Source organism: Gordonibacter sp. (genome assembly GCF_036667095.1).
Classification (GTDB): Bacteria; Actinomycetota; Coriobacteriia; order Coriobacteriales; family Eggerthellaceae; genus Gordonibacter.
The window spans coordinates 1-2,910 of the sequence record NZ_JAVWUP010000264.1; the positions used below are offsets into that span (position 1 = coordinate 1).

The following is a 2,910-nucleotide window of genomic DNA, read 5'->3' on the forward strand; positions in this document are numbered from 1 at the left end:
CAGGGCGATCACCACGCCGACGACGATCTTCTCGTAGTTCTTGAACAGCTTCGTCGTCTTGTCATGCTGTCGCACGCCTACGATGTAGAGTGGAATGCCGATGGCGTATACGATGCAGGCTATCATAAGGTAATTCAATCCTGCTGCGTAGATAAGCCACAGGCCGTACAACGATCCGGCCGCACCCGTGAACAGCGCCATGCCCCTGCTGGCGAAGATGCCGCTCGGATAGCCCTTCTTGTCGAGCGCGATTTTGAACAGGAACAGCGTGCAGAACAGGTAGCAGGGCAGCGCCATGACGCTGGTGATGCTGATCATCGTGGTCCAGGCGTTGCTCCCGATGAAGTACGAGGCGATGAGTACCACTTGGATGACGATGGTGGTCCACAGAAGCGAGGTCGAGGGTGCACCGTGCTTGTTCTCCTTGACGAACGGCTTCGGGAAGATGCCGCTTTGCGAGGCGGCTAGCGGCATCTCTCCCAACATGAGCATCCAGACGAGCCAAGAGCTCAGTACCGAGATGATAACGCCGGCATTCACCATGATCTCGCCCCAGCTGCCGAACGACTTCAACATGATGGCGGCCATGGAGGGGTTGGCCATGCTTCCGATTTCCGCCTGCGTGTACACGCCCAGCGGCAGCAGCGATACGACGACGTAGAGTGCCAGCGTGACCAAGAAGCCGATGGTCGTGGCCTTGCGGACGGCGGTTTGCGACTTCGCCTTGCCGGATACGACGACGGCGCCCTCGATGCCGAGAAACAGCCAAAGCGTTACCAGCATGGTTGACTGCACTTGGGGCATGACGTTGTCCCAGTTCAGCGTAAGGGCAATGTGGTCTTTCATGCCCCAGAAGCCTTCCATGAACACCGAGAACTTGAAGATGGTGGCCACGGCCAGAATGAAGATGAGCACCGGTACCAGTTTGCCGATGGTGCCGATGATGTTCAGGAAGCTGGTTTGCTGCGCGCCGCGCAGGGCCAGCAAGTACATGATCCACGTGATGATGGACCCGCCGATGATGGAAGGGATGTTGTTGCCTCCGGAGAAGTCGGGCACGAAGTAGTTCAACGTGGCCATGACCAGCACCGAATAAGCTACCAGAGCGAAGCAGTTGCATATCCAGTAGCCGTAGGCCACGAAGAATCCCGCCAGCTTGCCGAAGCCTTTCTCGGCGTAGGCGTACAGGCCGTTCGTCAGCTCGGGCCGTGCGGCCGACAGGATGCGGAATGTGTTCGCGATGAACCAGATACCGATGCCGGTAACTATCCAGGCGATGATGATGGCGCCGGCCGAAGCATCCTGTGCCATGTTTTGGGGAAGGTTGTAGATACCTCCGCCGATCATGGCGCTGATGACGATGCCGACGAGCCCGATCAGGCCAACTTTCTTGGCGCTTGAGCCGCCGCCCGAGGTGTCTTTGCCGGAAGCGCCCGAGCTGGGAGCTGTTGCAGTTTTGTCTGACATGGTAAGGTAGCCTCCGAATCCTACCGTTTCAGGTTAGTGAGGGGCTCGAAGTCCATCTGCTTCAGCCAGTCGGACAGGTCAAGGTCGTTCAAAGACGAGAAGCCGGTGGCAGGTACGGCGTTGCGTGCGAGGGTGACATAGGGGCCGACGGTGATGGCGTTGCCGATCTCGCCTGGCTTCATCATGCGGTGCGCGAAGCCCACATAGGTGCGGTCGAACAGCACATGGGAGTCGCGGCCGCACTCGACGACGGACCAGACGATGGCTTTGCGGTGCTGCTCCAAGAATTCCAGCAGGTCTTTTTCGCTGTCGTTCTTCGTCCAGACGCCTGCATCCTCGATGAACAGGTCGGCCGCGAAGTCGCGATCGGCGGAAAGCGAGATGGCGATGAACGACCAGACGCCGTAGCCCTCATCCTCGCCGGGCTTGCCCTTCTTGGGACGGTAAGCTGTGACGCCCTTGTTGGCGCAGATGGTATGTGCGCCGGGGATGGGGTGGTAGCGGCGGTTCTGTTCGGTGCCGAACAGCTCCACGCCGGCGTTCAGCAGCGGCTGGGCGTCGAATACTTTCAGGTCGCTGCCGTCGAACTGCTTTTCGGTGAACAGCGGCGTACTCTTGCCGGAGGTGATGTCGTCGTGGCGCGCCAGGTCGAAGCCCCATACCTGGCCGGCTATGCCACAGAACGACGAGGCGGTGAGCATGTTGATCTGGCCGACGTACGCATCGGCGATCTCGGCTTTGTCGTAGGTGACGATGCCGTCGATGAGTTCGTCGTTCGTCTTCTCGACCGTGCCAGCCGACACTTTCAGCACCGATACGTAGCCGTTGCCGTAGGCGCCCGGCATTCCGTAGCCGTCGCAGTAATCGTCGTACGGGCTGATGGCGGTCTTGTCAATATGAGGCGCGCGCATGCCGTGATGCGCGTGGGTTGATTTGGCGATGGCGCGGTTCCTGCGTTCTTCGAGGTTCTTCATGAATCTTCCTTTCGTCTTGCGGGGATTTGCGGGGCCGATTGTATGACCGGCTGCGTTGGGGAATGACGGCAGCATCGAAGCGAAAACGTCCCGTGTCGGGGACGATGCTGGGCTGTTAAGGGGCCGTGGGGGAGTTTCCCCTGTGCCGCGGCCGGTCCGTGCTGTCCGAAATCTTTGCGAGCGCCTGGGGGAAAGTGGAGTCGTGCGGAGTTGAAATATGAACTTCAGTTGTCGTTGAACTGCGACTACGCGATAAACGGACTGACCGAAACGCCAAATCCTGGGGCGGTGGCTATTGCGCTCTTCCATCGCCTTGGATGTAGAGTGCGCTAGAATGGCTCCATGCAGAAGAACACCTTGAAATACTCCGGACTCGTCTTCTTAGCCGGCGCCAGCTACGGGGCCCAGGCCACGACGGTGAAGATAACCTATGCCGCCGGTTTCACCTGGACCCAGGTGGTGGCAAGCC

2 protein-coding genes are annotated in these 2,910 nt (G+C 59.5%); both read right to left on the reverse strand.

The genetic code is table 11. The features are described 5' to 3' along the window. Window positions 1-1,467: basic amino acid/polyamine antiporter (locus RR842_RS13425; RefSeq protein ID WP_332730092.1), on the reverse strand; the 1,467-nt coding region annotated here is incomplete at its 3' end. 20 nt (window positions 1,468-1,487) lie between these two features. Next, a complete protein-coding gene (hdcA, locus tag RR842_RS13430; protein WP_332730093.1) occupies window positions 1,488-2,441 on the reverse strand; it encodes a histidine decarboxylase, pyruvoyl type in 954 nt (317 codons plus the stop codon). Window positions 2,442-2,910: the final 469 nt, after the last annotated feature.

Bases quoted from the DNA above. Each gene is read 5' to 3' on its own strand.
- hdcA (WP_332730093.1), bottom strand. From the start codon at position 2,441: ATGAAGAACCTCGAAGAACGCAGGAACCGCGCCATCGCCAAATCAACC.